Genomic DNA, 26,197 nt, shown 5'->3' on the forward strand with positions numbered 1-26,197 from the left:
AATGTCTGTTAGGGTGTAACAACGGAGTTCGCTGATGCCGAAAGAGAAAACCTATTCCATCACCCGATGGATCTGCAAATACTGCAACAGCATAATAGTTTTACCGTCCTTGATTCGGCCATCAGCAACCATCGCTACCGCTTCGCTGAATGGCAATTCTACGACCTCAATATCTTCATCTTCAATGCCGCCTCCCGGCGTTTGGCGTTCATTACTCTGATATTCAGCAATAAAGAAATGTATCAACTCCGTAACCCCGCCCGGCGACATATAGGCTTCAAAAACTTTCTTCACCTGTGATACCTGGAAACCGGTTTCCTCTACCGCCTCACGGCGGACACACTGCTCCGGTGAATCATTATCCAGCAACCCTGCACAGGCTTCCAACAGCATGCCATTGGCGTTGCCATTCAAATAGGTTGGCATGCGGAATTGATGGGTTAACACCACCGTTCCCATAGCACGGTTATACAGCAGGATCGTTGCTCCATTGCCCCGGTCATAAACCTCACGCTCCTGTTCAACCCATCCACCGTCCTTGCGTTTTAAATCAAAGGTGTATTTGTTCAGTACATACCAATTGTTCGATAACAGCTGTTTTCTGATATTTGTAATTTTTGATGGCATAAAATTTATCTTCCGTTGCTTGAGGGCGATCAACCGAATGCTGATAGCAAAACGCAGCACAGAGTGATTTGCAACAAAAACCCCCGCAGGCTCTTCAGCACTGCGGGGGTTTTATGAGTCAGGCATCAGAAGCCGGTAGGAACATTGCGCATATCTGGCAACTTGTGCGCTATACCTTTATGGCAGTCAATGCAGGTTTTACCTTCATCGATCGCTTTGTTGTGCATTTTAGCCGCCACCGTTTTCTGCGCGGTAAAGTCCATATACTCAAAGTTATGGCAGTTACGGCATTCCTGCGAGTTATTGGCTTTCATGCGGGCCCATTCATTGTTGGCCATAGTTAAACGGTGTTCCTCGAATTTCTGCGGCGTATCAATCAGGCCAAACACCTTGGCATACAGTTCTTTACTGGCCTTCATCTTACGTAACATCTTCGGCCCCCACTCATGGGGTACGTGGCAATCCGGGCAGGTTGCACGCACACCACTGCGGTTACTGTAATGCACCGTGTGCATATACTCTTGATAGACGTTTTCACGCATTTCGTGGCAACTGATACAGAATTTTTCAGTGTTAGCCATTTCCATTCCAGTATTAAAACCGCCCCAAAAGACGATCCCCGCAACAAACCCTATCAACAACAACGTCCCCAGAGCCAGCCTGCTTGGCTTACGCCACCAACGCCATAAACGGCGGATCGGCCCGACCTTTTTCTCTGATGTTTCATTATTACGTTCGGCCATAGCTCCCCCGCTTAGTGACCAAAGCCAGGCATCGGCTTGAAATTGTTACCGACGATGGGTGCAGCATCGGTTTGTGGTACGTGGCATTGCAGACAGAAATAACGACGTGGAGACACCTCTCCCAACACCTTGCCATCGCTGTCCATAAAGTGTGTTGGGCTGACCCGTGGTGCGCCCGTGGTGCGATAGTGTTCAACACCATGACACTGTAAACAGCGGTTGGTGTTTCTACTGATCTGATAGCCGTCAATACTGTGCGGGATCAACGGTGGCTGATTCACGTAGTTCAGCGCCATTTTCTCTTGCTGTTTCGGCATGTTAACTTTCCCTTCTGCGGTACCGGAAACCTCAGGCGATTTCTGGAGGTCCACATCACTGGCAGCAAAAGCGATGCTGGCAACCACCAGTGTTAACAGCGCCCCCCATAGGGAAAGGTGCTTTTTCAGGACAGGGCTTTTCATTTTTTGGCTCCCGAATAATAAAATTTGGTCTTGATTTCGCATACGTGTGTTCAGCACAACCGCGGACACAACGTCTGCAGGCAACGCAAGCACCTCTGCCAAACACTCAATACAAGGTGCTGATGTGGCAAAATGGCCACATCAGCGATGCACACAACCAGCAGACTTTGCAGCAATATCCGCGACTGGCCGTATCCCTCAATGACTGCAACGGCTTCTCACCGCGCTGATGCCTTATCTCGTTGCTGGCACCTTCTAAGACTTAAACCTTCTCCAGTTTTACGGCACACTTCTTGAAGTCAGTTTCTTTAGACAGAGGATCGGTTGCGTCCAACGTCAGATTGTTAACCAACTGCGCCGCATCAAAGAATGGCATAAACACCAATCCTTGCGGTGGGCGGTTCCGGCCACGAGTTTCGACAATACTCACCATTTCACCACGGCGTGAGACGACTTTAACTTTGTCACCGCGGCGCAGGTTGCGACTCTTGGCATCCAGCGGATGGATAAACAGCACCGCTTCAGGGAAGGCCCGGTGTAATTCCGGTACGCGGCGGGTCATTGACCCAGTATGCCAATGTTCCAGTACACGGCCTGTTGACAGCCATAAATCATATTCCTGATCCGGGCTTTCCGCTGCGGGTTCGTACGGCAGTGCAAAGATCACTGCCTTACCGTCTGGTTTACCGTAAAAGCGCACGCTTTCCCCCACCTTCACAAAAGGATCGGTACCTTCGCGGTAACGCCACAGCGTCTCTTTACCATCAACCACCGGCCAGCGCAGACCACGCACCTGATGATAGATATCGAACGGTGCCAAATCGTGACCATGGCCGCGCCCAAAACCGGCATACTCCTCAAACAGCCCTTTCTGGATGTAATAACCGAACTCACGCGATTCATCGTTTAGCTGTTCAGCCGGTATCTCGTCTAGCTTGTACTTATTGACTTCACCATTGGCAAACAGGACGTCGTACAACGTTTTGCCACGGTATTCTGGCTTTTTATTGAGTAACTCATCTGGCCAAACCTCTTCCACTTTAAAACGCTTGGAGAATGTCACCAGTTGCCATAAGTCAGATTTAGCCTCGCTTGGTGCCTTCACCTGCTGACGCCAGAACTGAGTACGGCGCTCGGCATTCCCATAAGCACCCTCTTTTTCGACCCACATTGCCGTTGGCAGGATCAGGTCAGCAGACAACGCACTCACCGTGGGATAGGGATCGGAGACCACAATAAAGTTACGAGGATCGCGCCAGCCAGGCATACGATCTTGGTCGATATTTGGGCCAGCCTGCATGTTGTTGTTACACATCACCCAATAAACGTTCAACGTGCCGTCTTTCAACGCACGATCCTGTGCGATCGCATGCAGCCCGACTTTGTCCGGGATAGTACCGGCAGGCAGCTGCCATTTTTGTTCAGCAATCTGGCGATGTTTCTCATTGGTGACTACCATGTCCGCCGGCAGACGGTGTGAGAAAGTTCCCACCTCACGCGTGGTACCGCAGGCGGAAGGCTGTCCAGTGAGAGAAAACGGTCCACTACCAGGTTTAGATATCTTACCGGTCAGCAGATGCAGGTTGTAACACAGGTTATTAGCCCAGACGCCGCGAGTATGCTGATTGAAACCCATGGTCCAGTAAGAGACCACTTTCACTTTGGGATCGGCATACAGTTTTGCCAGCGCTTCCAGTTGATCTTTGGGTACTCCGCTCATTTTTGAGGCTTTTTCCAGCGTGTACTCCGCTACAAACGCTTTGTAGTCTTCAAAACTCATCGGCTCCGAAGCATCGCTGCCTGGATTCTTCGCTGCTTTTTCCAAAGGGTGCGCTGGGCGCAGCCCATAACCAATATCGGTGGCACCTTTGTGGATATTGACGTGTTGTTTGAGAAACGCCTGATCGACCGCATTATTCTGAATAATGTAGTTGGCGATATAATTCATAATCACCAGATCGGTCTGTGGGGTAAACACCATGGCATTATCCGCCAGTTCGAAACTACGGTGTTCAAAGGTAGAAAGTACCGAAACGTTGACCTTATCGTTACCAAGACGGCGATTGGTAATACGCGACCACAGAATAGGGTGCATTTCCGCCATATTGGAGCCCCAAAGCACAAATGCATCGGCGTGCTCGATATCATCATAGCAACCCATCGGCTCATCCATACCAAAGGTACGCATAAAGCCAACCACTGAAGAAGCCATACAATGGCGTGCGTTCGGGTCAATATTGTTCGAACGAAAACCGGCTTTGAACAGCTTGGCAGCAGCATAGCCTTCCCATACCGTCCACTGACCGGAGCCAAACATCCCTACTGACCCAGGGCCTTTCTCCTTCAGTGCCCCTTTGAACTTTTCGGCCATAACATTAAAAGCCTGATCCCAACTAATAGGCGTAAATTCGCCTTCTTTATCGTACTGGCCGTTCTTCATACGCAACATAGGCTGCGTCAGACGATCTTCGCCGTACATGATTTTGGGCAGGAAATAGCCTTTGATGCAGTTGAGGCCACGGTTTACTGGAGATTCAGGATCGCCCTGTGAGGCAACGATACGACCATTCTGCGTACCAACCAGAACACCGCAGCCAGTGCCGCAGAAACGGCAAGGCGCTTTATCCCACTTAATTTCGTCGGCACTGCCGACCACGGCTTGTGCCACCGTTGGGATCGTCAGCCCGGCAGCTGCCGCAGCCGCAGCTATTGCGTTGGCTTTCATGAAGTCTCGACGACTGAGTTTCATGGTGTTACCTCACCTTGCTCATCCTGCTGGTGATAAACCAGCGACACTGCCAGCACACCGTCAAGGTTGCGTACCGACTCAATTTTTTCCAACAGCGCCTGAGAGCGTTCTGCCTGCATAAGCACGACCAGTTTGCCCTGCTGCTGGTCTGAAACCGGAATTTCGGTCTCAGGGATCGCCAACAGCGCTGGAATAAGCGCGGGGAATTTTTCTGACCGGGCCTGGACCATCAACCCACTGACATGCCATTCATTGCTCATTATTCTCACTCCGGGTTATGACTATTGCCATGGTTGGGCAACCGACAACACAAGCACCGCAGCCATTGCATGCTGCCGTATCCAAGGTTGGTTGGGCGATGCCCCCTAAACGAGGGCGGAAACGGATTGCCTGCGTTTCACAGCTATCCTGACAGCTCCGGCATTCTACCCCCTGCAACGCCAGACAAAGGGCGGTAAAGGTCACCACATGCTGCCAGGGTTGATACTGCGGCGGATAAAACAGCTGAACCTCACAGGCATCTGCACACTTTCGGCAAAAAGTACATTCGGCAAGCTGAAAATTGATCTCGGGAAAACCACCACTGCCTGCGATCAACACGCCAGTTTCACAGGCATTAATACAATCCTGACATCGGGTGCAGCCAGCAGTAAAAAGGGAGGGTTCGCACGACCACGGGGGGCGGATTACATCGGAACGATGACGCCATTGTCCGCTGAGCAATCTGCGTCGCGACAATTCGGCCATAGGGTTTTTCCTTAAATGTTAGGAACATATAGGATGTATAAAGTAAAGCGATAATTTTTTATTGTTCTCTGATCACCACGCTGTGTTCCTTCATTATGCGCGAGCGCCGCTGACGCTCAATGGGTGTCAATTGAGGGACACAGTCTAATATGGGTAAATATAAAATAGGCTGAAAACTCGAATAGCGATAATCACTCTTAATAGGTAAATAGTAGGAGAAGTTGCGCCAGATCAACCTCTGGCAGGTTTATAGCCACTTTATTCCGTCCCCTCGTTATTTACGTAACCATATAACGGAGGCTCAACTGTTCGGTTAAGGACTATTTGGAGAAAATCACGGTACATTTCGGTTGCAAACATTATAATTTTGCGTCGAATAAAATCCTGTAAACTGAGTCCGACAACAGAATAAGGAAACATACCTTGCTCGTAAAACGTTCAGTGACCAGCAGTCTGGCGAAAGCACTGATCGGCATCGTCATACTTTCGGTGCTGTCTACGGGGCTGGCGCTGACTACCGTAGCCGGCAGCCTGCGTGATGCTGAAGCAGTAAATATTGCCGGTTCGCTACGTATGCAGAGTTATCGTCTAGCTTATGAACTCGCCAACGGCTCCAGCGAACTGCGTAAACATCTGGTACAATATCAGCAATCGTTGCTGGCACCTGCTCTGGTCAAGCTAGATCGGTTTTACGTCCCTGCGGAGGTACGACAGAAATATCTGTTGCTTCGTCAATCCTGGCTAGCGCTGGAAAAGCAGATTCAACAAGGCCCACCAGAAAAGTATCAAGAGAACGTAGCCCGTTATGTCAATCAGATCGACCATTTTGTGCTGGCACTACAGCGTTATTCTGAACGTAAACTGACTATTGTGGCGGCAATCAGCGTAATGGGCTACGTTGCGATCATTGCCCTAGTACTGTTTTGTATTCGTTTTATGCGCCGACAGGTCGTTACGCCGCTGAAACATCTGGTCGATGCTAGCCTGCGCATGCAACAACACGATTTCAATCATCCAACGCTTTATGTTTCATTACCCAATGAACTGGGTGTGCTATCGCAGACATTCACTGCCATGTCCGGTGAGTTAGCCAAACTGTATCAATCACTAGAGCAAAAGGTGCAGGAAAAAACCGAACGTTTACAGCAAGCCAACCGTACACTGGAAGTTCTGTTCCGATGTTCTCAGGCACTGACAGCTGGACAGCTCGAACAATCTGCATTCGAAAAAGTCTTGGATATCGTTCGAGCAAGCGAAAAACTGCAATGCATTCGGTTAAATGTGCAAGACAACCTCAACCAATGGCAATTCAGCATTGGTGAACCACAGTATGACTGGCCTTGGCATGAGTTAGCCATTACACAGGACAATAAACTGCTGGGCAACATGAGTTGGCAACATGACCAACATCCGCCACACCCACATCTGATGCAAAGCGTGGCAAATATGCTCAGCCGGGGAATTTACTTTAACCGAGCGCAGAAAGAGCATATGCAACTCTTACTGATGGAGGAGCGAGCCACCATTGCCCGTGAACTACATGACTCACTGGCACAAGCGCTCACCTTCCTTCGTATCCAGCTAACCTTGCTAAAACGCACTATGGCTGGAAATTCCGCACAAGCAGGAGAGATTATTGATGACTTTGATCGAGCATTAGCTGACGCCTATCGCCAATTACGTGAACTGCTGGCTACCTTCCGCCTAAACATTCAGGATGCTAATCTAAACACCGCATTGCAACAGATGTTAGAGCCATTAAAGCTTCTTACTCGTGCTCGGATCCAGGTAAACTGTCAGCTCGCTTCGCAAGCACTGAATGCACAACAACAGGTTCATACGTTACAAATCGTACGTGAAGCAGTGCTCAATGCCATTAAACACGCCAACGCGCAGAACATTATCATCCACTGCCAAGCCTCACCGACAGGAGATAATCAAGTCACAATTTGCGACGATGGCTCTGGCATAGAGGATCTCAACGAGCCGCAAGGCCATTATGGATTGACCATTATGAACGAACGGGCTGTTCGTCTCGGTGGAACGTTAAGTATCAGGCATGGCAATGCAGGAGGCACCGAAGTTTGCCTGAACTTTCCGCCATAAAAGCACCTACAGCATGGTTTATCACTGATTATTATTCATTACCAGTGCCGTACCCAGCCAAGCAGATCCGCTGCGATAAGTATTACTAGGCTGTGTCCCTTAATTGTATGCATGCTTCAGGGCTGAGGTAATTAAGGGACTCATGGGTTCCGCTTTATAGGCACAGGTTCGTCTTACTCGCTAAAGGGGCATGTTTCATTGTGATGAAAAATTACAGAGTCATGATCGTTGACGACCATCCACTGATGCGACAAGGCATCAAGCAGTTACTTGGGTTAGATCCGATTTTTACCGTGGTGGCTGAAGCCACCAACGGTACCGAAGCCATTGCTCTGGCTGGGCAATTGACGCCGGATATCGTCTTGCTCGATCTGAATATGAAAGGCCTTTCAGGATTGGATACCTTAAAAGCCCTGCGCGACGAAAGCGTGGATGCACGCATTATCGTATTAACGGTTTCTGATTCACGCAACGATGTCTATGCGTTATTCGACGCTGGGGCTGACGGGTATTTGCTGAAGGACAGCGAACCTGAACAACTGCTGCAACAGATCCGTGCGGCTGCCGAAGGCAAGAACGTAATAAGCTCCGCAATCGCGGATTATCTTTCATCACGCACTGAACAGCACAATCCCTTTGCCGATCTCACCGAGCGTGAACTCGACGTGTTGCAGGAAGTCGCACGTGGTTTGTCAAACAAACAGGTCGCGACACAACTGCATATTTCTGAAGAAACGGTGAAAGTGCATATCCGCAATATGTTGCGCAAACTCGACGTGCGCTCACGCGTGGCAGCAACGGTGATGTATCTGCAATATAAAAGTCAATAATGCTGCCCCGGCTTGCCGGGGAACATTTATCCGATGGCCGCGCACAGATACTGATGATGCTGGTCAATCCAGCTTCTGTTTAGCGGCCCCCAGTTTGCCAACTGATAATAACCGGCATTGTTACGAATACCTTGCTGAACAAATTGTAACTCTACACCAAGACCAGGCAACGCTTTCAATACATCCTGCAAAGTACGACGCGGCCAACCAGTCAGCTCCATCAAGTGAGGAACATTGGGCCGTTCGCAATGGCTGATAAGCCAGCAAAGATAAAGACGACGGGCAAATACCGGGTTAATTTCCATGCGAAACTCCTGCTGGACAGAACTTCATGACGATTTCCCCACAGAGCACGCAAAACGCGAGCTACGTTATTTTTTTCTCTGTATAGGGTATGCAAGTGTGCATTTCTACTACGGTTATTTACACTATCTCCTTTTTTTCTCCACGCTTTCACTTGGTATCCCGAGTAAAGTGCAATAGTGTCTGGATAGTTCCAGGCAATGGATATTCCCCTAACTGATGCTGACAAAGATAGAACAAGTCATAACGAGGTTCATGCCGCATGGCCAATTTTTTTATTGACCGCCCGATTTTTGCCTGGGTTTTGGCAATTATTCTTTGCCTTACAGGAACGTTGGCGATTTTTTCTCTGCCTGTTGAACAGTATCCGAACCTGGCACCGCCGAACGTGCGGATCAGTGCTACCTACCCTGGGGCATCAGCGCAAACGCTGGAAAACACGGTTACCCAGATTATTGAGCAGAACATGACCGGCCTCGACGATCTGATGTATATGTCGTCACAAAGCACCAATACCGGTCAGGCCTCAGTCACGCTGACTTTCCAAGCCGGCACCGACCCCAACCAAGCTATGCAACAAGTACAAAATAAGTTGCAGACAGCCATAAAGCGCCTGCCTCAAGCGGTTCAGCAACAAGGCGTGTCAGTATCTAAATCTGGCGATACCACGCTGATGATGTTGGCTTTTGTTTCCACTGACGGCAGTATGGACAAACAAGACATCGCAGATTATATCGTCTCTAACCTGCAGGACCCACTCAGCCGTATCGATGGTGTTGGCAGTATGGACGTTTACGGTTCGCAATATGCAATGCGTATTTGGCTGGACCCTGACAAGCTCATCAGTTATCAACTCACAACACAGGATATTGTCAATGCCATCAACGCACAAAATGCTCAGGTGGCAGTGGGCCAGTTAGGAGGTACCCCCTCTGTCGATAAGCAGGCGCTCAACGCCACCATCAACGCCCAAACCCTATTACAAACACCGGAGCAGTTTGGTCAAATTACACTGCGCGTTAACCAGGATGGTTCCCTGGTGACGCTGGATGATGTCGCGAAAATTGAATTGGGGAGTGAAAACTACAATTTTCTCAGCCGCTATAACGGGCTCCAGGCCACTGGGATGAACATCAAGCTGGCCTCTGGCGCTAATGAATTGCGTACCGACCAATTGGTTAAAGATAAAATTGCCGAACTTTCACAATACTTCCCTCCTGGATTAGAGGCAAAAATTGCTTATGAGACCACGCCATTCGTCAAAGCCTCAATTAAGGATGTGGTAAAAACCCTGCTGGAAGCCATTGTATTGGTGTTTCTGGTGATGTACCTGTTCTTGCAAAATTTCCGTGCTACATTGATCCCAACCATCGCCGTACCTGTGGTACTGATGGGCACTTTCTCTATCCTAGCAATCTTCGGGTACAGTATTAATACCTTGACGATGTTTGCCATGGTGTTAGCCATTGGCCTGTTGGTGGACGATGCGATTGTGGTAGTAGAAAACGTCGAACGAGTGATGAGTGAGGAAGGCCTTTCTCCACGGGATGCAACACGTAAATCCATGGGGCAGATCCAGGGCGCGTTAGTGGGAATTGCCCTAGTGCTTTCCGCGGTATTCATTCCTATGGCTTTCTTCGGCGGCACTACTGGAGCTATCTATCGTCAATTCTCGATCACTATCGTGTCTACCATGGTGCTTTCGGTACTGGTGGCGGTGATCCTCACCCCCGCCCTGTGTGCCACCCTCTTAAAACCTATCGCTCAGGGCCACCATTATGGCAAGCGTGGTTTTTTTGGCTGGTTTAATCGTATGTTTCAACGCAATACCGAACGCTATGAACGGGGCGTTGCACGAGTACTGCACCACAGTATACGCTACATGATCATTTATCTGTTGCTGCTTGGCGGTATGGCACTGCTATTCCTTAAGTTGCCAACCTCATTTCTGCCACAGGAGGACCGCGGAGTATTCACTGTACAAGTACAGTTACCTGTCGGCTCCACTTTGCAACAAACCACAAAAGTGGTGGAAAAAATTGAGCACTACTTCACAAACGAAGAAAAAGAAGACGTATTGTCGGTCTTCGCGACTATCGGATCTGGACCTGGAGGCAATGGGCAAAACGTTGCTCGAATGTTCATTCGTCTCAAAGATTGGGAGCTTCGTACCTCGGGTGCCAATAGCTCATTCGATATTATAGAGCGAGCTACCAAAGCTTTTAGCCGAATCAATGAAGCACGGGTTTTCGCCAGCAGTCCACCGGCAATAACCGGATTGGGTAATGCTTCTGGCTTTGACATGCAGTTGGAAGATCACGCTGGTCTGGGGCACACCAAGCTTATGGAAGCTCGGGATCAATTGCTAAGGCTGGCAGGACAAAACGTCCAACTGTCACGCGTTCGTCATAACGGCCTTGATGATAGCCCACAGCTGCAAATCGATATCGATCAGCGCAAAGCACAAGCCTTAGGTGTTTCCATCAGTGATATTAATCACACCCTGTCAACAGCCTGGGGTTCCAGTTACGTTAACGACTTTGTTGATCGTGGTCGGGTAAAAAAGGTGTATGTGCAGGCTGCTGCTCCATTCCGCATGTTGCCGGAAGATATTAACAAATGGTATGTACGCAACAGTAACGGTGGCATGGTGCCCTTCTCCGCTTTTGCCTCTTCACACTGGGAATATGGTTCGCCACGTCTGGAACGCTATAACGGCAGTTCAGCCGTAGAGATTGTGGGGGAGGCAGCTGCCGGTGTCAGTACTGGAACCGCCATGGACGAAATGGAAAAACTTGTCCACCAACTGCCAGCCGGATTTGGCCTGGAATGGACAGCAATGTCATACCAGGAACGTCTGTCAGGTTCCCAAGCCCCGGCCCTCTACGCTATCTCACTGCTGGTGGTTTTCTTGTGCCTGGCCGCGCTGTATGAAAGCTGGTCCATTCCATTCTCGGTCATGCTGGTCGTTCCGTTAGGCGTTATTGGGGCCGTAACCGCAACCTGGCTGCGCGGGCTTGAAAACGATGTGTATTTCCAAGTTGGGCTGCTGACGATCATTGGCTTGTCAGCCAAGAATGCCATCCTGATCGTTGAGTTTGCCAGCGAACTCAACCACAAAGGCAAGGATCTGATGGCAGCAACGCTAGAGGCCTCGCGCATGCGCTTACGGCCAATACTGATGACCTCGCTCGCTTTCATATTCGGGGTATTACCGATGACGATCAGTTCTGGTGCAGGTTCAGGCAGCCAACATGCGGTAGGAACCGGTGTGATGGGGGGGATGATTTCTGCAACCATACTGGCTATTTTCTTCGTACCGCTATTCTTTGTTTTAGTACGCCGACGTTTCCCAGGCAAACAGGCGATAACGCTATCTAACGATAAAAAAGCCAAATAGCAGACGTAAAAAAAGCAGCATCGGGGAACCGGTGCTGCTTTATTACAAACTTAATTTTGTACCCAAGGTGTTTAAAATAAAAAACAATCAGCCTTGATTTAAGCTCCAACGCGGTGTTAGTTGCCTAACATCTCATCGATGAAGTCTTTCCAGTTTGTTAACTCACGATCAACCATAATAATTTAACTACCTCCTTCATTGGAGGCTAGAATTATACGCTGTTTTTTTAACCAAAAGAAGCATTTTAGGAACCATACCCGCCATTAAAACGTGGATGACGTACCTTTTTAGATTGATCAGCAAGCTAGACGCATTTAATCCCCTCATGTGGTCAATGCCAGGAACATTCGAAAAATGGTGAGTATCGCCATTAATTGTGCTCCTCGGTCATGATTTTTGGCTTTTAGCTCGTAACGAAGTCATTCTGTATGGAACTCATTGCTTTTTTTCGGCATGCTGACCGCTGGTTTTCATTTTTCCGCCACGCGCGGTTTATCATCGGCCATTACCGGTGTTTTATGCACAGAAGGCTTTTCTTATGACATTAACCATGTATGGTATCAAAAATTGTGACACCATTAAAAAAGCACGCCGTTGGCTGGAAGAACAGGGAGTTGCTTACCAGTTTCACGACTATCGCGCAGATGGCCTGGATGAGCAGCGCCTACGGCGTTTTGTTGAACGTCTTGGCTGGCAGCCGCTGCTCAATACACGTGGCACCACTTGGCGCAAACTGGACGAAGCGCAGCGCACCGCGTGTAATAATCCCGATGCTGCCATTGCCCTAATGCTGGAACACCCGGCAATCATCAAACGTCCCCTGCTGGATGATGGCAAGAGCAATACCCTGCTAGGATTCAGTACCGATAGCTATCAGCAATATATTTCCGAGGTTAGTTCATGATTTGCCCTGTTATTGAACTGGCACAGCAACTCATCAAGCGCCCTTCACTTAGTCCGAATGATGAAGGTTGTCAGGCACTGATGATCGCTCGCCTGCAAGCTATTGGTTTTACCATTGAGCCGATGGACTTTGGCGATACACAAAACTTTTGGGCCTGGCGTGGTCATGGCACAACGCTGGCGTTTGCCGGCCACACCGATGTCGTGCCAGCCGGGGATGAAAAGCAGTGGGATCACCCGCCGTTTGAACCAACAATCCGAGACGGCATGCTGTATGGCCGTGGTGCTGCCGATATGAAAGGTTCATTGGCTGCCATGTTGGTTGCCGCTGAACGTTTTGTTGCAGCAAATCCCAACCACAAAGGCCGCCTGGCATTCCTGATCACATCAGATGAAGAAGCCAGCGCCACTCACGGTACCGTAAAAGTGGTCGAAGCCCTGATGGCACGCAATGAGCGCCTTGATTATTGTCTGGTAGGCGAGCCTTCCAGCACCGAGCGCGTAGGGGATGTGGTGAAAAATGGCCGCCGTGGTTCTATCACCGCCAATCTGCGTATTCATGGCATTCAAGGGCACGTGGCCTACCCACAATTGGCAGATAATCCAGTACATCGCGCAATACCTGCACTAAACGAACTGGTTGCTATTGAATGGGATAAAGGGAACGAGTTTTTCCCACCAACCAGCATGCAAATTGCTAACGTGCAGGCAGGTACTGGCAGTAATAACGTGATCCCTGGCGAGATGCTTGTTCAGTTTAATTTCCGTTTCAGTACTGAACTCACCGACAGCATGATCAAACAACGTGTGCAGGAGCTGCTAGATCGCCACCAATTAAACTACAGCCTCGAATGGTGGTTGTCCGGTCAACCATTCCTTACCGAACGCGGTGCTCTGGTCGACGCTGTGGTCAATGCGGTGGAGCACTATGGGGAAATAGCCCCGCAGTTGCTGACCACTGGCGGAACTTCAGATGGCCGATTCATCGCACAAATGGGAGCCCAAGTGGTTGAGTTGGGGCCGGTTAATGCCACCATCCATAAAGTGAATGAGTGTGTGCACGCTGCAGATCTGCAACTGCTCAGCCGCATGTATCAACGTATCATGGAGCAATTGGTCGCATGATGACACCGGAAATGCTGACCGGCCAGTCAACGGAACACTTGGCCGTGCTGAGTGGTCACCATCGGTTGCAACCCGCTGCCGTCGCCGCCTTTGAACACATGCAGCAGGCGGCAAAGGCAGCCGGTTTGGATCTGCAACCGGCCAGTACCTTTCGTGATTTCGACAGGCAATTGGCCATCTGGAACGACAAGTTCTGCGGTAAACGCCCTGTGTTAAATGAACATTGCCGACCAATAGATGTTATGCAGCTACCGGTGGCCGAGCGTTGTGAAGCTATCCTGCGTTGGTCGGCACTGCCAGGCGCAAGCCGCCATCACTGGGGCAGCGATCTGGATGTCTACGCCCCATCATTACTGCCGGAAGGGAAAAAATTGCAGTTAGAGCCTTGGGAATATCAAGAAGGCGGCTATTTCCATCTACTGGATCAGTGGATGGCTGCGCATATGGCCGAGTTTGGTTTCTACCGCCCATTTACCGAAAACCAAGGTGGCGTCGCCGTAGAACCTTGGCACCTGAGCTACCGCCCACTGGCAAAGGAGGCCGAGCATTTATTAACGCCTGAGCTACTGCTAGCATCCTGGCGGGACAAGGACGTGGCCGGTGCACAATGGCTCGAAGAGCATTTACCATCGATATTTACGCGTTTTATACACCATGAGGGAAAGGCATAAATATGCAATGGTTAGCTGACTATTGGTGGATCATTCTGGTTATATTGGTTGGCATGGTCCTGAATGGGATCAAGGAATTACGCCGCCTTGACCATAAAAAATTTCTCACTCATAAACCCAAAATCCCGCCTCACCGCGATAATAATGCTCAATGGGATGATGAGGACGATTGGCCGAAGAAGAAATAACCTTAGGACGCATATTGCACTCTCAGTTTGTGACGAAACCCATGATGAGGGAGAGCCCACTCCAATGTATCTCGGGTTAGAAAACGATTCTGTCATCAATGTCAGGGCGCCTGCTGCGCCCTGACGTTTATCTGAATGCGATCAAATCACCACGCTTGCCAAACATTGCCTCTTCCCAATAACGCTGTGGCACATAGTAATGCAAACGTTCCAAAGCCTTGTTCATCATTCCCTGATTAATCGCATGGCCGACTCCGTCCTCAACATCTAAAGTAAAGTCACAGCCAACCGCTTGTAATCCGGCAGCTGCCGCGCGGGCATGCTCCAGCATAATGACGGTATCTGTTTCACCATGAATAAGGTGAACCACTGTTTCGCCAAAGCCCGTTTCTGGTTGTTGGGCGAACCGGCCACTAAAGGCCACAACGCGCCCAGCCAGTTGCGATTCCGCCTTCAAACCTTCCAACGCCATAATCGCGCCTTGAGAAAACCCTACCAGTGCCGTTCCTGCATAACTCACACCGCTGTACTGTTGCCAGTAACGCACGGTTTCAACAAACGTTGGCATTACCTCGGTTATGCGTTGCACACGGTTGGCTTCCGTGATCTCTTGAACAGAAAACCACTGACGGCCAGGACCGGAAACAAAAGGACCACCAATGCTCACAACCAATGCCTGTGGGAATTCTTTGGCGAAATAACTGCCTATCTCGCCCATCGCCACCGGATTATCCCCAACACCATGAAATAGCAGGATCAATTGTTCCGCCGGTGTGGCAGGGCTTTGGACAACAAAATATTCATGTTTCATGGAAACTCCTTATGCCGGACCGTATACCAAGCGTCTGCCGGTAACTATACGCCACTGACAAATCCGGAAAATCGGTTTTTATTGAACAACTCGTTCCATTTATTGCAATGACTGCGACCATTGATACCAATAATGACAATGTTGAGCATTGAGTTGTTGCAAAGCCTGGGCTGTCTCTTGCCGCCAGAGATGTAACAGTGCTTTTTGGCCACTTAAACCATGAGAGACAACACATTGCGCGACAGTCTGCTTTTGCTGCAAATAGTTGCGCAATGCCGCGCAGTGCAATTCAGTTGCCATCAGCAAGCGCTGTAGGGCCCCTAGACTGGCTTCTAATGGCCGATGAGCAAAAGCAAAGCCAGCCAGTTCCCGCCAGTCTTCCTGATTCAAATAGTGATCGCTATTATCATCAACAACAGTGAGTTGGAGGCTACTGTGCTGCTGCAACCACCGCCAGTCACGCGCCAGCTGTTTGCTCGCCGCACGACACAGATTATCCCCTTGCTCACTGAGTGGCAGCAGTGCCATGGCTGTATGGCAACCGCTACTGGCTTCAGGTTTATTACCAATGCGCACCAGGGTAAACCCATTAGATTGCCAGAAACGCCACAAAGCTTCGGTATAGCCAAAACTGACAGAGAGAAAATCTAGCCCCTGTGAGCGTTGTTTTTGTTGTTCAATTAAACGGCTGGCAACCCCTTGCTGGCGTAATTCAGGTAATACCGCAATGCGGGTTATACGACGCGAACGTAACGTCGGTGCCCACCATTGCCCACTGTGCGCAGCAAGGGATTGCGCCACCAGACTACCACGCGGTCTTCTTCTGCCCGCCCACACCGCGTGGGCTAATTCATCAGATAATCCGCCCTCATCCACCAACCACAACGCCCCCACAATATCTTCCCCTTGCGATGCCGCGCTGAAATGCATGCCTGGGGCATCCATCAATCGACGCAAGTCCAGTGGCGAGGTGCGGTAATGAGCACTGCAAAGCAGCGCATAAAATTGCTGCAAACGCTGTGGGATGGCACACAATTCGGCCTGTTCAATATGCTGTATAGCCAATGAGGAGCTGGTGGCTCGCCAGACGGATTCTTCATTGAACAACAGCGCATTATCGATAATACGTTCCAAAGCATCCCCTGCGGCCCAACGCATTGGCTGCTGTAAGCTTAGCGATTGCCACTGCGGCAAAGCAGCACAAAATTTCAATAGAAACCCTCGTCCAGTGCCTTCATACCCCTGCACCGTTGTAGTCAACAATACGCGCGGAAAATAACTAACCAGTTGTTGTAACAGAGGGCTAGGGATCGCCGCAGCTTCATCCACCAGCAACCAATCGGCATCAGCCGCCGCGTGTTCAGCACAATGTTGTAATAACGCATCAGGAGCCCAAAATTGTGCCTTGCCCTTAGACCACTCAGCGGCAACTTCGGTAGCCGCTTTACTCGGCCCAGTGATCCAACAGGTCGACTTGCTGGCGGCCATCAACATGCCTGCCAACGTTGATTTCCCTCGACCACGTGCAGCAGTCAGTACCCAGATCCCCTTCTCTGCCTCAAGCAGCCGGGCCAATATTTTCTGTTGTTCCTCGCTAGGCTCGCCCTGTGGCGCTTGCCAGTCTGGACGTATTGGCAAAGGCGCCAACTGCAATGGTTGACCTTGATGCCAAACAGACACTTCACTGTCAGCCGAAAGCTGCCTTTGCAGATGGTGGATAAAATTCGGTGTCGGGATAGGTTGCGAACAGTCACTCCAACGCAGGCTATCTCCATCTTGTTGGTGCGCCCAATGCCGCCAAGCTGGCACGAGTAATAGTAACCAACTGCCAGCACGTAACGTTCCGCAAAGCTGAGCCAGCGCCTCTACATCCAGCGCTTGTGATGCGTCAAAAACCGCATGTAACCGCTCTTGCCCCAATAGCGTTTTCACACTGCTGCTTGGCCCGGCCTTAACGTCAGCAGGAGCATCGCTCCCCACCCATGGCCAATCACCAGGCAACAGTGCCATGAGTTGCCGAGCTTGAGCATGGCTCCATTGTGTTTCACCACTCATCACCAACAAGCGGCGTATGCCCTGTCGCTGCATACGTTTTTGCATTGCCTGTAACATTGGAATGTCAGACCTGAAAGAAATGTACCGATAATAAATACCGGCACTTAGAAGGATCAGCGGTAAGCAAAAGTATTACAGACATTAGGATCGCCACTGTCGAATCCCCGCTTGAACCACGTATATCGCTGTTCTGAACTGCCATGGGTGAAACTGTCTGGTATAACGCGCCCCTGACTCTGTTGCTGCAAGCGATCATCGCCAATCGCCTGCGCAGCATTCAGTGCAGCCTGCAAGTCACCGGCTTCCAGCATTTGTTGCTTCTCTGCGTAATGGCCCCAAACGCCAGCAAAACAGTCAGCCTGCAACTCCATTTTCACCGATAGACGATTAATGTCCACCTTGCTCGCACCCTGCTGCATTTGGCGTACCTTACGCTCAATCCCCAGAAGATTCTGAATATGGTGCCCAACCTCGTGCGCCACCACGTAAGCTTGAGCAAAATCGCCCCCAGCTCCCAGTTTGGTTTTCATATCCTGATAGAAAGACAGATCGATGTATACCGTACCATCCGCAGGGCAATAGAATGGTCCCATAACAGATTGGCCGGTCCCGCAAGCGGTACGCGTAACTCCCCGGTACATCACCAGCTTGGGATCTTGATAACGTTTCCCCATCTGCTGAAATATTTCTTGCCAAGTATCTTCGGTAGATGCCAGTACCACCGAGGTAAATTTAGCCTGTTCATCATCCTTCGGGCTGATCCTAACGCTTTGCTGCTGTGGCTGTGGCTGCGGTGGTAGATCGCCGCCATTCAGCAATGGGCTCAGATCGACGCCATAATAGCCAGCAACCAGTACCACAACCAGGACGACGAGCCCCCCTTTGCCGCGGATCGGAACACGGCCCCCGCCTATACCGCCGCCAAGTCCAGAAGACTGACCGCGACGATCCTCAACATTGTCACTTTCCCGACGCCCTTGCCAACGCATACATAAACTCCAAATTAGATTTCTAACAATCGCTCACTGATTATCATTATAAGGTGTTGTAGACAGCGGAAAGAGAGTAATTCAGCGAAATAGTCAGAAACGATGCTGCGAAGGACGCGCTTGGATGATTTTCACCCACTAGAGGCTCATTGCTCAGAATATCCGCACAAGAGACCACCCTGTCTGCGCCCTTTAATTACCAATGATAACGTCGTCCACCATCAAGCCAGACCATACAAAGGTCAAGCTTTTAGGAAACGTTCCGGAGGATTGCAGGTATTTGAGCGTATTACGGCGTTGTTCGCGTGCAATAAGCGAACAACGCCTAAACGACCATCAGTCGAGCTTGACACCTATACGGTGAGCGACTTCTTCGTAGGCTTCAATTAAGCCCCCGAGACTCTGACGAAAACGATCCTTATCCATTTTATTCAGCGTTTTTTTGTCCCACAGGCGGCAACCATCTGGCGAGAATTCATCCCCCAACACAACGTCTCCCTTGAACAATCCAAACTCCAGTTTGAAATCGACCAGAATCAGGCCAGCATCATCAAACAGTTTGCTCAAAACTTCGTTGGCTTTGTAACTCAGCTCACGCATGCGTGTCAGATGCGCTTTACTCACCCAGCCAAAAGTTTCGCAGTAGGATTCATTCACCATAGGATCGTGCATGGCATCATTTTTCAGGAACAGATCAAACAGCGGTGGATTGAGTGGCAAACCCTCTTCAATACCAAGACGCTTCACCAGTGAGCCCGCAGCACGGTTGCGGATCACGCACTCAACCGGAACCATATCCAGTTTTTTTACCAGCACTTCATTGTCTGACAGCAGGCGCTCCATCTGCGTGGGGATCCCCGCCTCTTCCAGTTTGCTCATAATGAAATGGTTGAACTTGTTGTTCACCATCCCTTTGCGAGCGAACTGTTCAATACGCTGACCATCCAATGCTGATGTATCGTTACGGAATTCCAACACCAACAGATCCGAGTTTTCAGTGGTGTAGACAGTTTTTGCCTTTCCGCGATACAGCTCAGCTAGCTTTTGCATCTTAGTGACTCCAATAAGGTTATACCTTCCGGTGGCCAAAAGGTGGGTCGATGGCTTACCTACCGGGTATGAAATTGACTGATTTAATTCTTTAGCGTGCTGATCATTATCCCCAATCGCTTTACGGCAACCCAATGCTGAAGCGGTCAGAAACCAACTTGCCCAATGAATGCAAGCAGCCGTTGGAAGGGCGCGATTAATGCAATCATCAACTCTGCGTCTTCAAAAACAACGGATAGATTGTGATAAATCAGGAACGCAAACGATACCGTAGCAAAAAAACAAAAAGGGGCCATAGCCCCTTCAAGATAACTATTTAACGCTTGTTTGACTGAAAGCCGCCTGGAATACCGGCATCAGTGCATCATTTTGCGCCTGAGACAACGGTTTACCTTTGGAGTCGAGCAATTGCAAACTGACACGGTTATTCAAATCACCGAGCTGCAGTTTATAATCGCCATCTTTCAGTCCAGGAGCTTTAACGCCCATTGCACCCCAATCTTTAGCGCTCGGAGATTTATAGGTCACAGAAACAGAGCCTTTGGAACGACTACGGTCGCGTACCTTCATACCGAGTTTTTCCAGTGTTGCTGGCAGGCGCTCCCATACTACCGGGAACGGTGCACGCACGATGAGCATCGGCAGGCCAGCATCGTTAGTACCATTTTGTACATCCAGCGTTTCTGTACGCTTGGCTGTCTGGCTGCTGGTCAGATTTTCCTGCTTGTCCAAACCTTCAACAATAGTATTAATCATCATGCTATTGTAACGCTGAACTTCAACAGGGTTAGTCACCTTATCGGTCTTGCCCTGTTGGCGAAGTTCGAGGGTTTTCACTACCAGCGCCTGTTGATAGCCTTGTTGCTCCACCGTGATCTGATAGCGGCCTTCGTACTGGTCATCTTCATCCAGCCGGCTCCACTTGACCCAATCGGTCGTCAACGTCTGGTCAGCGTCCTGGCGAGAAGCAATAGGCATATTTTTCGCCTGAATCAAACTGGCTACGCGTGGCCATAGATTCTGGTTTTTCGGGCTATTTTCAAACAGCAACGTACCGCTATCACTCGTATTTTGCCCGCGAGAACCACTCAATAGAGCAAGCGGCTGTACAGGAGGACGAATATCCAGTTGCTTGCCTGTTTGGCCTTTCTGCGCACTTACCGGCACGTTATAGTCACCCGTTTGTACCGGCAGAATAAGGCCGGACGGTGCGTTTAACTGTTTTAGGGGGGCAGCATCAAGGTATGATTCATCCCCACTGACCTGGCGTTTGTAACGCTGATCGGAAGAGCACGCCGCCAGCGTCATGACAAGCGCTATGCCCACGACTTTTGCTACCATCGACTTTTGCAATGAATAAGCCATCAAATTTTCCTAAGAGTTACAGCAAACCGGCGCTTTTCAACGCACGTTCCACAACAGGACGAGCAGCGTCAGTCAACGGCGTCATAGGCAGACGCATCGTATCTGTTGCCATCAATCCCAATGCTTTACAGGCCCATTTCACCGGAATTGGGTTTGCTTCTACAAACAAATCCTGATGCAACGGCATCAAGCGCTGATTCAAGCGGCGAGCTTCGGCAAAGTTGCCTTGCGCTGCCAAGCGGCAAAGTTCCACCATTTCGCGCGCGGCCACGTTGGCAGTCACTGAGATCACCCCTTTGCCCCCCAGTTGCATGAAGTCCAAACCGCTGGCGTCGTCACCGCTCAGTAAAGTGAAATCTTCATCATCAACCAGCAGTTGGATCTGACTAACACGACTTAAGTTCCCTGAGGCTTCTTTCACAGAGACAATATTTCTGATTTTGGCTAAACGTGCGATGGTTGGCGGGAGCAGATCACAACCGGTACGTGAAGGCACGTTATAAAGGATTTGTGGCAGATCGGTACTTTCAGCAATGGCTTTAAAATGCTGATACAGACCTTCTTGAGTAGGCTTGTTGTAGTAAGGAGTTACCGTAAGGCAACCTACTACGCCCGTATTAGTGAGACGTTGAGTCAGTGAAATGGCTTCGCTGGTGGCATTGGCGCCGGTCCCGGCAATGATTGGAATTCGGCCGTCGGCCAGTTCCAGAGTCTGCAATACCAAATCGATATGTTCATCATGGGCAAGCGTAGCAGACTCACCGGTAGTCCCGACGGAAACGATAGCTGCAGTCCCACAGGCTACATGGTAATCAATCAGTTTTTTGAGGCTCGCACGATCGACAGCACCTTTGTCATCCATCGGCGTCACTAGTGCAACAATACTTCCCGTAAACATTGGCCGTCTCCTCTACAAACAAGTTACTCATGGTACTTTTGACACCTATCCAAAAGCAAGCAAACAACGTGTTGTAAGCGCTTGGCAGGCGGTTTTTTTTATGTTTACCATGATAACCCCATTGAGCACGACAGGAAGCTATATTTTGCCTAAGCCAGATGAACACTATCTTGTGATTACTGCACTGGGTGCGGATCGCCCCGGTATCGTCAATACCATCACCCGCCACGTCAGCAGCTGTGGGTGCAATATCGAAGATAGCCGTCTGGCCATGCTGGGTGAAGAGTTTACCTTCATCATGCTGCTCTCCGGCGGTTGGAACGCAATCACCCTGATTGAGTCAACTTTGCCGCAAAAAGGAGCAGAGTTGGATTTACTGATCGTGATGAAACGCACAAACTCGCAAGAAAGGCCACCGATGCCGGCAACGGTATGGGTACAAGTCGAAGTTAGAGACTCCCCGCATATTATTGAGCGTTTTACCGGTCTGTTTGACACTAAACAGATGAACATCGCTGAATTAGTGTCTCGAACCCAACCGGCACAAAAAGGCTTGCCTCCCCAACTCTATATCCAGATCACCGCCCATAGTTCTGGGGACCAGAATGCATCAAATATTGAACAAGCTTTCTATCGCCTATGTACAGAATTGAATGCACAAGGCAGTATTAGCGTTGCGAATTATCCGCAGCATGACGAAAAAGATGGAGAGTAGTGATGAGCCCATTGAAAGCCGGTGATACAGCGCCAAGCTTTAGTTTACCAGACCAGGATGGCGAGGAAATTAGTTTGGCAGACTTCCAAGGACAACGAGTCCTTGTTTATTTTTATCCTAAAGCCATGACGCCGGGTTGCACCGTACAGGCCTGTGGGTTGCGGGACAACATGGATGAGTTTAAAAAGGCGGGTGTCGAAGTGCTTGGCATCAGTACCGATAAACCTGAAAAATTGTCACGTTTTGCCGAGAAAGAATTGCTCAACTTCACATTGTTATCTGATGAAAATCATCAGGTCGCACAGCAGTTTGGGGTATGGGGTGAAAAAACCTTCATGGGCAAAACCTATGATGGCATCCATCGTATCAGCTTCCTGATCGACGCCAACGGCAAAGTTGAAAAAGTGTTTGATGATTTCAAGACCACTAACCATCACGATATCGTGATGGATTACCTCAAACAGTAATAATCCTATCCCAAGCGCAGCAAACAGGTTTGCTGCGCTTTATTTTAGGCTGTGCACCTTAATGACTTTCAACCAGCAACTCATCCGGCCACGCGTGGATCACTGCTTTCACCAACGTTGCCAAAGGAATAGCAAAGAAAACTCCCCAGAATCCCCACAAACCACCAAAAATAATAACCGAAAGAATAATCACCAACGGGTGCAGGTTGACCGCTTCAGAGAACAGGATCGGTACCAACAGATTACCATCCAATGCCTGCACCACCAGATAAGCAATAATCAGCGTCCAAAAATCAGCACCTATCCCCCATTGGAACATCGCCACTACGACCACCGGTATCGTCACTAGAACGGCACCGATATAAGGGACCAAAACAGAAACACCCACCAGCACGGCCAGTAACAAGGAGTAACGCATATCCAAGATGAAGAACACCAGATAGGTTGCAACGCCTACAATCAGCATCTCCATCACCTTACCGCGAATATAGTTGGTGATCTGCTGATTCATCTCGGTCCATACCTGTCCGGCAAGCCCACGGTCACGCGGCAAGACCCGGCGTAACGCATTGATCATCTGTTCTTTATCCTTCAACAGGAAGAACACCATCAACGGCACCAGGATCAGATAGATAGCCAAGGTCAGTAACCCTACCAAGGAGGCCAGCGAGAATTTCACCACTGACTCCCCCATGCCAGACAACCGCCCACGCAGGTTTTCTGCCATCATATCAATAATGCCTACATCCACCAGTGCCGGATAACGTTTCGGCAAGGTCGTCGCATAGTCATAGAACTGGTTGAGCATACTGGGTAAGTCGGTCATCAGATTGATCCCCTGCTGCCAAGCAGTTGGCGCAACCACAAAGACCAACAATAAGGTAATTCCGCCAAACACGATCAACACCATACTCGCCGCCCAAGTACGCGAAAAACCCAGTCGCTGCAAGCGCGCCGTAGGCCACTCCAGCAGGTAAGCGAGCACAATCGCCACCAGCAAAGGTGCCAAGATACCATGCAGAAAATAGAGAATGCAGAAACCGGCTATCAGGATGACCAACAATGCAACGGCCTGCGGATCGGTAAAACGGCGCCGATACCACTGTAACAACATCTCTAACATCAGAGATTACTCCTTATTTTATCAATACAAGTGGGCGACTGCCGTTTAGGGGCATCACTCCAGCCTGTGCCTCTATGTACGCACGGCGATTTATTATGTTGCCCTATTTGTTTGTTTTGACACAATTTCAAATAGCTTATACCCGTGAGCTGAAAGAGACCGCAAAGTAGCCAGTTCGAGAGACGACAATTATATCGCCGGACAAACATTTCATTGTCGGCGGTGGCTGGCTATTATGATCTGATAGCGCCACTTAGGCGTAAGGCCCACAAGAAGATTATCTGGTGAGCTAATGCACTCTCGCACGGATTGTACTAGAGAGTCAGGCACGGAAGAATAACTCTTATGTGATGATGACACTTTGGTAGTTGATGATTTATTTGAGGGAAACTCCTAACTATGGACACCCGGTTCACCCAAACAGTTTTAGTCGTTTTACTGCTCGGCACCCTGAGTGCTTCTGCACTGGCGCCGGTTAATGCACAAACACAAGACCAGCTACCGGATATAGGTACAACCGCCGGAGGAACATTGAGCATTGCACAAGAACAAGTTATGGGTGATTTTTATTTACGCCAAATGCGTGCCAATGCTCCATTAATCACCGATCCTTTATTAACCCAGTATATCAACCAGTTGGGTAAACGGCTGGTGGCAAATGCCTATTCGGTAAGAACACCATTTCATTTCTTTCTGGTGCGTAACGATGCAATAAATGCCTTCGCCTTCTTCGGCGGTAATGTTGTACTGCATTCGGCATTATTTCGTGAAACCGACACCGAGAGCCAACTGGCCTCGGTGCTGGCACACGAAATCTCACACGTAACCCAACGCCACCTGGCTCGAGCCATAGAGGATCAGCAGCGTAATGCGCCACTGACTTGGGTTGGTGCGCTGGGTTCTATATTCTTGGCGATGGCGAATCCTACCATGGGAATCGCCGCCTTGAGTGGTACCTTGGCTGGAGCGCAACAGGGCGCTATCAGTTTCACCCAAGCCAATGAGCAAGAGGCCGATCGTATTGGTATTCAGGTATTGCAGCGGTCAGGATTTGATCCGGAAGCCATGCCTGACTTCCTGCAAAAACTGGCCGATCAGTCCCGTTATTCTTCAAAACCGCCAGAGATGTTGCTGACACATCCTCTGCCTGACAGCCGCCTCTCTGACGCGCGGAACCGTGCTAATCAGATGACACGCAATATCGTGCAATCCAGCCAGGACTACCTGCTGGCCAAGGTACGTACTCTTGGCATGTACAGTTCGAAAGACTACGGATTGACCGATGAACGACTGGAAAGATACAGCAAAGGTAATGTAAGAGAGCAAATGGCAGCGAAGTATGGCCGTGCGCTCCAATTCTACGATGCGAAAAAGTACGCTGAAGCACGTAATACTATTCAACCCTTGCTGGCAAAAGATCCGAAAAACGTCTGGTTGCTAGATCTGATGACCGACATCGATCTCGGTCAGAATATGTCCTCGCAGGCAGTTGCCCGCCTGGAAGCCGTCAACGCCGCACAAAGCAAAAATCCGGTGTTACTGCTCAACCTGGCCAATGCTTACGTTGAGAGTAATCAACCTGCTCAGGCATCAAAGATCCTCAACCGCTACACCTTTACCTACCCGGACGATCCCAACGGTTGGAACCTGCTGGCTCAGGCTAATGCCGCGCAAGGATTACGCGACGAAGAACTGTCTGCTCGAGCAGAAAGCCTAGCATTAGAGGGGCGTTTTGATCAGGCGATCGACTTACTCAGCAACGCCAGTTCATTGCAAAAACTCGGTAGCCTTAATCAGGCTCGTTATGATGCACGCATAGACCAACTGCGCCAGTTGCAAATGGCCTTCAGTAAATTCCAGCGTAACTGATT

The 26,197-nt window shown here is 49.8% G+C and carries 25 protein-coding genes; 10 read left to right on the plus strand and 15 right to left on the minus strand.

The features are described 5' to 3' along the window. Positions 1-51: 51 nt before the first annotated feature. From nudK to napF, 6 genes are all read right to left on the minus strand, one after another. Complete coding sequence (nudK, locus tag OK023_RS10855) at positions 52-627, minus strand: GDP-mannose pyrophosphatase NudK (protein WP_317692742.1); 576 nt, start codon at positions 625-627, stop codon at positions 52-54. Positions 628-752: 125 nt separating this feature from the next. Continuing rightward, positions 753-1,370 carry a cytochrome c-type protein NapC gene (gene napC / locus OK023_RS10860; RefSeq protein WP_317692743.1) on the minus strand — a complete coding sequence of 206 codons (618 nt, stop codon included), beginning with the start codon at positions 1,368-1,370 and terminating at the stop codon, positions 753-755. Between the two features lie 11 nt (positions 1,371-1,381). Next, positions 1,382-1,831 carry a nitrate reductase cytochrome c-type subunit gene (napB, locus tag OK023_RS10865; protein WP_317692744.1) on the minus strand — a complete coding sequence of 150 codons (450 nt, stop codon included), beginning with the start codon at positions 1,829-1,831 and terminating at the stop codon, positions 1,382-1,384. 262 nt (positions 1,832-2,093) lie between these two features. After that, positions 2,094-4,580, minus strand: coding sequence for a nitrate reductase catalytic subunit NapA (gene napA, locus OK023_RS10870; RefSeq protein WP_317692745.1), 2,487 nt, complete (start codon positions 4,578-4,580; stop codon positions 2,094-2,096). Next, positions 4,577-4,843 carry a chaperone NapD gene (gene napD / locus OK023_RS10875; protein WP_317697648.1) on the minus strand — a complete coding sequence of 89 codons (267 nt, stop codon included), beginning with the start codon at positions 4,841-4,843 and terminating at the stop codon, positions 4,577-4,579. Before napD ends, napA begins: the two co-directional genes overlap by 4 nt. After that, on the minus strand, positions 4,830-5,327 hold the full coding sequence (gene napF, locus OK023_RS10880; RefSeq protein WP_317692746.1) for a ferredoxin-type protein NapF: 498 nt from the start codon (positions 5,325-5,327) through the stop codon (positions 4,830-4,832). Before napF ends, napD begins: the two co-directional genes overlap by 14 nt. 423 nt (positions 5,328-5,750) lie before the next feature. Between napF and narQ the strand changes: the two genes are divergently transcribed. Together narQ and narL are read left to right on the plus strand one after the other, a co-directional pair. After that, the gene (gene narQ / locus OK023_RS10885) at positions 5,751-7,433 is read left to right on the plus strand and encodes a nitrate/nitrite two-component system sensor histidine kinase NarQ (RefSeq protein WP_317692747.1); all 1,683 of its coding nucleotides are present in this window, start codon (positions 5,751-5,753) and stop codon (positions 7,431-7,433) included. 197 nt (positions 7,434-7,630) lie between these two features. Further along, on the plus strand, positions 7,631-8,263 hold the full coding sequence (gene narL, locus OK023_RS10890) for a two-component system response regulator NarL (RefSeq protein WP_317697651.1): 633 nt from the start codon (positions 7,631-7,633) through the stop codon (positions 8,261-8,263). A gap of 26 nt (positions 8,264-8,289) precedes the next feature. Here the strand turns inward: narL and OK023_RS10895 are convergent, their stop codons facing one another. Beyond that, the gene (locus OK023_RS10895) at positions 8,290-8,568 is read right to left on the minus strand and encodes a helix-turn-helix domain-containing protein (RefSeq protein WP_317692748.1); all 279 of its coding nucleotides are present in this window, start codon (positions 8,566-8,568) and stop codon (positions 8,290-8,292) included. 260 nt (positions 8,569-8,828) lie between these two features. Between OK023_RS10895 and acrD the strand changes: the two genes are divergently transcribed. Continuing rightward, on the plus strand, positions 8,829-11,966 hold the full coding sequence (gene acrD / locus OK023_RS10900) for a multidrug efflux RND transporter permease AcrD (protein WP_317692749.1): 3,138 nt from the start codon (positions 8,829-8,831) through the stop codon (positions 11,964-11,966). Between the two features lie 116 nt (positions 11,967-12,082). On the opposite strand, the gene ypfM is transcribed toward acrD, so the two are convergent. After that, positions 12,083-12,142, minus strand: coding sequence for a protein YpfM (ypfM, locus tag OK023_RS19215; protein ID WP_138106377.1), 60 nt, complete (start codon positions 12,140-12,142; stop codon positions 12,083-12,085). Positions 12,143-12,504: 362 nt separating this feature from the next. On the opposite strand from ypfM, the gene OK023_RS10905 reads away from it, so the two are divergent. Genes OK023_RS10905 through OK023_RS10920 form a run of 4 tightly spaced genes read left to right on the plus strand, consistent with a single transcriptional unit; the run spans position 12,505 to position 14,853 of the window. Next, positions 12,505-12,870 (plus strand): ArsC family reductase, encoded by a 366-nt coding sequence (locus OK023_RS10905; RefSeq protein ID WP_317692750.1) that lies wholly within the window; start codon positions 12,505-12,507, stop codon positions 12,868-12,870. Further along, a complete protein-coding gene (gene dapE / locus OK023_RS10910) occupies positions 12,867-13,994 on the plus strand; it encodes a succinyl-diaminopimelate desuccinylase (protein ID WP_317692751.1) in 1,128 nt (375 codons plus the stop codon). The genes OK023_RS10905 and dapE overlap by 4 nt, the downstream gene beginning before the upstream one ends. Beyond that, a complete protein-coding gene (locus tag OK023_RS10915) occupies positions 13,991-14,665 on the plus strand; it encodes a M15 family metallopeptidase (RefSeq protein ID WP_317692752.1) in 675 nt (224 codons plus the stop codon). The genes dapE and OK023_RS10915 overlap by 4 nt, the downstream gene beginning before the upstream one ends. 2 nt (positions 14,666-14,667) lie before the next feature. Beyond that, the gene (locus OK023_RS10920; RefSeq protein ID WP_317692753.1) at positions 14,668-14,853 is read left to right on the plus strand and encodes a YpfN family protein; all 186 of its coding nucleotides are present in this window, start codon (positions 14,668-14,670) and stop codon (positions 14,851-14,853) included. A 127-nt stretch (positions 14,854-14,980) separates the two neighbouring features. Here the strand turns inward: OK023_RS10920 and ypfH are convergent, their stop codons facing one another. The 6 genes from ypfH to dapA form a co-directional block, all read right to left on the minus strand. Continuing rightward, positions 14,981-15,664, minus strand: coding sequence for an esterase (gene ypfH / locus OK023_RS10925; protein WP_317692754.1), 684 nt, complete (start codon positions 15,662-15,664; stop codon positions 14,981-14,983). 99 nt (positions 15,665-15,763) lie between these two features. Then, positions 15,764-17,776 (minus strand): tRNA(Met) cytidine acetyltransferase TmcA, encoded by a 2,013-nt coding sequence (locus OK023_RS10930; protein WP_317692755.1) that lies wholly within the window; start codon positions 17,774-17,776, stop codon positions 15,764-15,766. Between the two features lie 56 nt (positions 17,777-17,832). Then, on the minus strand, positions 17,833-18,708 hold the full coding sequence (locus tag OK023_RS10935) for a neutral zinc metallopeptidase (RefSeq protein ID WP_317692756.1): 876 nt from the start codon (positions 18,706-18,708) through the stop codon (positions 17,833-17,835). 336 nt (positions 18,709-19,044) lie between these two features. Beyond that, positions 19,045-19,758 (minus strand): phosphoribosylaminoimidazolesuccinocarboxamide synthase, encoded by a 714-nt coding sequence (gene purC, locus OK023_RS10940; protein WP_317692757.1) that lies wholly within the window; start codon positions 19,756-19,758, stop codon positions 19,045-19,047. Between the two features lie 312 nt (positions 19,759-20,070). Continuing rightward, a complete protein-coding gene (gene bamC, locus OK023_RS10945; RefSeq protein WP_317692758.1) occupies positions 20,071-21,123 on the minus strand; it encodes an outer membrane protein assembly factor BamC in 1,053 nt (350 codons plus the stop codon). A gap of 16 nt (positions 21,124-21,139) precedes the next feature. Beyond that, positions 21,140-22,021 carry a 4-hydroxy-tetrahydrodipicolinate synthase gene (gene dapA / locus OK023_RS10950; protein WP_317692759.1) on the minus strand — a complete coding sequence of 294 codons (882 nt, stop codon included), beginning with the start codon at positions 22,019-22,021 and terminating at the stop codon, positions 21,140-21,142. 109 nt (positions 22,022-22,130) lie between these two features. Here dapA and OK023_RS10955 point away from each other — a divergent pair, with 109 nt between their 5' ends. Both OK023_RS10955 and bcp read left to right on the plus strand, forming a co-directional pair. Beyond that, positions 22,131-22,736, plus strand: coding sequence for a glycine cleavage system transcriptional repressor (locus tag OK023_RS10955; RefSeq protein WP_317697653.1), 606 nt, complete (start codon positions 22,131-22,133; stop codon positions 22,734-22,736). A 2-nt stretch (positions 22,737-22,738) separates the two neighbouring features. Continuing rightward, positions 22,739-23,203: a thioredoxin-dependent thiol peroxidase gene (gene bcp / locus OK023_RS10960; RefSeq protein WP_317692760.1), complete on the plus strand. Its 465-nt coding sequence runs from the start codon at positions 22,739-22,741 to the stop codon at positions 23,201-23,203. Between the two features lie 58 nt (positions 23,204-23,261). On the opposite strand, the gene OK023_RS10965 is transcribed toward bcp, so the two are convergent. Continuing rightward, the gene (locus tag OK023_RS10965; protein WP_317692761.1) at positions 23,262-24,326 is read right to left on the minus strand and encodes an AI-2E family transporter; all 1,065 of its coding nucleotides are present in this window, start codon (positions 24,324-24,326) and stop codon (positions 23,262-23,264) included. A 399-nt stretch (positions 24,327-24,725) separates the two neighbouring features. Between OK023_RS10965 and OK023_RS10970 the strand changes: the two genes are divergently transcribed. Next, the gene (locus OK023_RS10970; RefSeq protein WP_317692762.1) at positions 24,726-26,195 is read left to right on the plus strand and encodes a M48 family metallopeptidase; all 1,470 of its coding nucleotides are present in this window, start codon (positions 24,726-24,728) and stop codon (positions 26,193-26,195) included. Positions 26,196-26,197 lie beyond the last annotated feature (2 nt).

Source organism: Serratia sp. UGAL515B_01 (assembly GCF_033095805.1).
GTDB lineage: Bacteria > Pseudomonadota > Gammaproteobacteria > Enterobacterales > Enterobacteriaceae > Chania.

Bases quoted from the DNA above. Each gene is read 5' to 3' on its own strand.
- nudK (WP_317692742.1), bottom strand. From the start codon at position 627: ATGCCATCAAAAATTACAAATATCAGAAAACAGCTGTTATCGAACAAT.
- napC (WP_317692743.1), bottom strand. From the start codon at position 1,370: ATGGCCGAACGTAATAATGAAACATCAGAGAAAAAGGTCGGGCCGATC.
- napB (WP_317692744.1), bottom strand. From the start codon at position 1,831: ATGAAAAGCCCTGTCCTGAAAAAGCACCTTTCCCTATGGGGGGCGCTG.
- napA (WP_317692745.1), bottom strand. From the start codon at position 4,580: ATGAAACTCAGTCGTCGAGACTTCATGAAAGCCAACGCAATAGCTGCG.
- napF (WP_317692746.1), bottom strand. From the start codon at position 5,327: ATGGCCGAATTGTCGCGACGCAGATTGCTCAGCGGACAATGGCGTCAT.
- OK023_RS10895 (WP_317692748.1), bottom strand. From the start codon at position 8,568: ATGGAAATTAACCCGGTATTTGCCCGTCGTCTTTATCTTTGCTGGCTT.
- acrD (WP_317692749.1), top strand. From the start codon at position 8,829: ATGGCCAATTTTTTTATTGACCGCCCGATTTTTGCCTGGGTTTTGGCA.
- OK023_RS10905 (WP_317692750.1), top strand. From the start codon at position 12,505: ATGACATTAACCATGTATGGTATCAAAAATTGTGACACCATTAAAAAA.
- dapE (WP_317692751.1), top strand. From the start codon at position 12,867: ATGATTTGCCCTGTTATTGAACTGGCACAGCAACTCATCAAGCGCCCT.
- OK023_RS10915 (WP_317692752.1), top strand. From the start codon at position 13,991: ATGATGACACCGGAAATGCTGACCGGCCAGTCAACGGAACACTTGGCC.
- OK023_RS10920 (WP_317692753.1), top strand. From the start codon at position 14,668: ATGCAATGGTTAGCTGACTATTGGTGGATCATTCTGGTTATATTGGTT.
- ypfH (WP_317692754.1), bottom strand. From the start codon at position 15,664: ATGAAACATGAATATTTTGTTGTCCAAAGCCCTGCCACACCGGCGGAA.
- OK023_RS10930 (WP_317692755.1), bottom strand. From the start codon at position 17,776: ATGTTACAGGCAATGCAAAAACGTATGCAGCGACAGGGCATACGCCGC.
- OK023_RS10935 (WP_317692756.1), bottom strand. From the start codon at position 18,708: ATGCGTTGGCAAGGGCGTCGGGAAAGTGACAATGTTGAGGATCGTCGC.
- purC (WP_317692757.1), bottom strand. From the start codon at position 19,758: ATGCAAAAGCTAGCTGAGCTGTATCGCGGAAAGGCAAAAACTGTCTAC.
- bamC (WP_317692758.1), bottom strand. From the start codon at position 21,123: ATGGCTTATTCATTGCAAAAGTCGATGGTAGCAAAAGTCGTGGGCATA.
- dapA (WP_317692759.1), bottom strand. From the start codon at position 22,021: ATGTTTACGGGAAGTATTGTTGCACTAGTGACGCCGATGGATGACAAA.
- OK023_RS10955 (WP_317697653.1), top strand. From the start codon at position 22,131: ATGATAACCCCATTGAGCACGACAGGAAGCTATATTTTGCCTAAGCCA.
- bcp (WP_317692760.1), top strand. From the start codon at position 22,739: ATGAGCCCATTGAAAGCCGGTGATACAGCGCCAAGCTTTAGTTTACCA.
- OK023_RS10965 (WP_317692761.1), bottom strand. From the start codon at position 24,326: ATGTTAGAGATGTTGTTACAGTGGTATCGGCGCCGTTTTACCGATCCG.
- OK023_RS10970 (WP_317692762.1), top strand. From the start codon at position 24,726: ATGGACACCCGGTTCACCCAAACAGTTTTAGTCGTTTTACTGCTCGGC.